The sequence below is a fragment of the uncultured Brachybacterium sp. genome (assembly GCF_947500705.1).
Classification (GTDB): domain Bacteria; phylum Actinomycetota; class Actinomycetes; order Actinomycetales; family Dermabacteraceae; genus Brachybacterium.
The window spans coordinates 1-610 of sequence record NZ_CANMSY010000026.1; the positions used below are offsets into that span (position 1 = coordinate 1).

Genomic DNA, 610 nt, shown 5'->3' on the forward strand with positions numbered 1-610 from the left:
ACATCTAGTGCCCAACGTTTACGGCATGGACTACCAGGGTATCTAATCCTGTTCGCTACCCATGCTTTCGCTCCTCAGTGTCAGTAATGGCCCAGAGACCTGCCTTCGCCATCGGTGTTCTTCCTGATATCTGCGCATTTCACCGCTACACCAGGAGTTCCAGTCTCCCCTACCACACTCTAGCCTGCCCGTACCCACCGCACGCCCGAGGTTGAGCCTCGGGTTTTCACGGCAGACGCGACAAGCCACCTACGAGCTCTTTACGCCCAATAATTCCGGACAACGCTTGCGCCCTACGTATTACCGCGGCTGCTGGCACGTAGTTAGCCGGCGCTTCTTCTGCAGGTACCGTCACTTTCGCTTCTTCCCTACTGAAAGAGGTTTACAACCCGAAGGCCGTCATCCCCCACGCGGCGTCGCTGCATCAGGCTTTCGCCCATTGTGCAATATTCCCCACTGCTGCCTCCCGTAGGAGTCTGGGCCGTGTCTCAGTCCCAGTGTGGCCGGTCGCCCTCTCAGGCCGGCTACCCGTCATCGTCTTGGTGAGCCATTACCTCACCAACAAACTGATAGGCCGCGAGTCCATCCCTCACCGATAAATCTTTCCAAC

The 610-nt window shown here is 57.5% G+C and carries 1 rRNA gene; it reads right to left on the bottom strand.

Annotated elements, in window-relative coordinates:
- A 16S ribosomal RNA gene (locus Q0937_RS17910) occupies positions 1–610 on the bottom strand; the annotation flags it as partial.